The sequence below is a fragment of the Thiohalocapsa sp. genome (assembly GCF_019695415.1).
Taxonomy (GTDB): domain Bacteria; phylum Pseudomonadota; class Gammaproteobacteria; order Chromatiales; family Chromatiaceae; genus Thiohalocapsa.
In genome coordinates this window covers 1-2,114 of the sequence record NZ_JAIFKJ010000464.1, presented here as the reverse complement: position 1 = coordinate 2,114, position 2,114 = coordinate 1, and the positions used below count along the sequence as shown (strand labels likewise).

Genomic DNA, 2,114 nt, shown 5'->3' with positions numbered 1-2,114 from the left:
GTCTTCTACGCTTCAGAAAAGCCTGAGCAAATTGCGGGGTCTTTGCCGGCAAACGGTAGCCCCGTCCGATCGCTCAACAGATGGAGGAAATGCCATGGCCACCCTGACACACCGGGGTATGCATCCGACGCGGCCTGTCAATATCACCCACGTCCCCGTGGAGCAGCCGATCGAGTGGCTGCGCCTCGGCTGGGATGACTTGTGCCACACGCCCGGCGCGAGCCTCGCCTACGGCCTCATCGTGTCGGCGTTCGGGGCGCTGATCCTGACCTTCTGGAGTCACCCGTACCTGATCGCCGCGAGCATCTCTGGCTTCCTGCTGGTCGCTTTCGGCTTCGCGACCTTCTTGGTGGGCATGGTGGTAGTCTTTCCGCTGCTCGGACACGCGACCTGGCATGCCTATCGCGACTTGGTGCAGTGAGGGCGTGCGAAGGGGCGGACGTGCTGCTTGATCAGGGCCGAGGGGAGCCTCTGTCGAGGCCGCTAGGCATGCTTCTGGCTGCAGCCCGTCCGCCGATGATTGGAGACATTTGCCTTGACGCCGCTGCCGCAAAAGATCGAGATCTCGAATGTGCCGCCTTACGTCGAGCCATGGAGCGTGGCTCGGATTCCGAAGTTTGTGGTCACGGTACTGGAACGCTGGCAGCGGAATCACGGCGATCTGCCATCGCAGTTCTACGCCGTCATGTGTCCGCAGGTCGAGGTCAACGCTGCCGGTGGATTGCCTTCCCGTGTCGTCGCATTGACCGATCCGCGCCTGCGGTGTCGTCACTTCACAGGCTGTCACAAGCCTTATTTTGTAGCCTTGTTCTGCGGGGCGGACGCCGATCAGCGATGCGCGGAAGCCCAACGCTGGCTCTCGTGGTCCGAGAGCTACCGGGTCACCATCGATGACGACGCCGTACGGCTGGCGTTCATAGACGCCACCGAGGAGGCACCCGCAGAAGAGACGCAGGGGCCGGCCCGCACACCCAGAACCCTGAAGGAACTGCTCGCGACCGGAGAGATCGTCAGCATCATGGAGTAGCGCGAGCGGAGTGGATGTCTGCAGACGGTCGACTGTCCACTGGCGCCGGCCGGCGATAGCCGGCGAACGTGTGCTGAACTGCCCTTTGCGGACGCTCAGCTAAGCGGTCTGAACGGCAGGAGCGACCCAGAGCCGACACCGATGCCTCGCGGGCCGGGGTTCCCAGTTGAGCGGGCAGCGGACACCCGCCGTGGCCATGAGGTACAGATACTGTCCCCAGAGCACGCTCGGGTCGGCCCACGCCCCCTTGTAGTGTGCTGCCGGCTTGTCGATTCGACCATCGGGGACATGCTGGCTTGCTGGTTTATCTGGACATCTGCTGCTTCAACCGGCCCTTCGACCAGCAGTCTCAAACGCTGGTGCGCTTGCAGACTGAGGCAAAACTGGCGGTGCAGCACGGCGTGCGGGAGGGACAACTGAGGCTCGCGTGGTCGGCGGTGCTGGACTTGGAGAATGCCGGCAATCCCGACGCGGAGCGGGCAGAGGCGATCACGCTCTGGCGCGATCTTGCGCGGGTCGATGTCCCTACGACCCCGGCGGTCGAAGCCATCGCCGAGGGCGTCGCCGAACGCGGCGTCAAGGCGATGGACGCCCTACATGTCGCGAGCGCCATCACAGCCGGAGCAACCTGGCTGTTGACCACGGATCTAAGGCTGATCCGCAGAATGCACGGCGATGATCGCATCGTCGTTGCCGATCCGATCGACTTCATCCGGTACTGGCAAGGAGATGACTATGAAAACCGAGTCTGAGCTGAAACTGGCCGGGGTCCGGGCGCTGATTGCCGCACTCGGCCCGGTGGATGCCGAACGCTTTATCGTAGCCTTGCATCGGGAGCCGTTCGATTACACCCGATGGAGAGGCGACCAATGGCAGGACGCGACCGTCGCCGCACTGGCGGAACAGGCGCGCGCGCTGCGGGCGCGCATGACGACACCGGACTGAGGCTCGTTCGGTGTCGGCTTCTGAAGGATGTGCTGGGCGCTAATCAGGGACCGCTAATCAGGAAAGCCGTGGTCTGTCCCGGAATTCCCTCCCGCAGCGAGCGCTTTGGGTCGATCCACCCCTGCATGCGCTCGACGAACTG

The 2,114-nt window shown here is 63.8% G+C and carries 4 protein-coding genes; all 4 read left to right on the top strand.

The annotated features are described in order from the left end of the window. The first annotated feature begins 94 nt into the window (after window positions 1–94). Window positions 95–421 (top strand): hypothetical protein, encoded by a 327-nt coding sequence (locus I6U14_RS12960; RefSeq protein WP_296899925.1) that lies wholly within the window; start codon window positions 95–97, stop codon window positions 419–421. Between the two features lie 114 nt (window positions 422–535). After that, window positions 536–1,027, top strand: coding sequence for a hypothetical protein (locus I6U14_RS12955; protein WP_296899923.1), 492 nt, complete (start codon window positions 536–538; stop codon window positions 1,025–1,027). Between the two features lie 296 nt (window positions 1,028–1,323). Continuing rightward, on the top strand, window positions 1,324–1,779 hold the full coding sequence (locus tag I6U14_RS12950) for a PIN domain-containing protein (RefSeq protein ID WP_296899921.1): 456 nt from the start codon (window positions 1,324–1,326) through the stop codon (window positions 1,777–1,779). Next, complete coding sequence (locus tag I6U14_RS12945; RefSeq protein ID WP_296899920.1) at window positions 1,763–1,972, top strand: hypothetical protein; 210 nt, start codon at window positions 1,763–1,765, stop codon at window positions 1,970–1,972. The genes I6U14_RS12950 and I6U14_RS12945 overlap by 17 nt, the downstream gene beginning before the upstream one ends. Window positions 1,973–2,114 lie beyond the last annotated feature (142 nt).

What these genes read in the sequence shown, in the direction of transcription:
- I6U14_RS12960 (WP_296899925.1), top strand. Translation starts at nt 95, where the DNA reads ATGGCCACCCTGACACACCGGGGTATGCATCCGACGCGGCCTGTCAAT.
- I6U14_RS12945 (WP_296899920.1), top strand. Translation starts at nt 1,763, where the DNA reads ATGAAAACCGAGTCTGAGCTGAAACTGGCCGGGGTCCGGGCGCTGATT.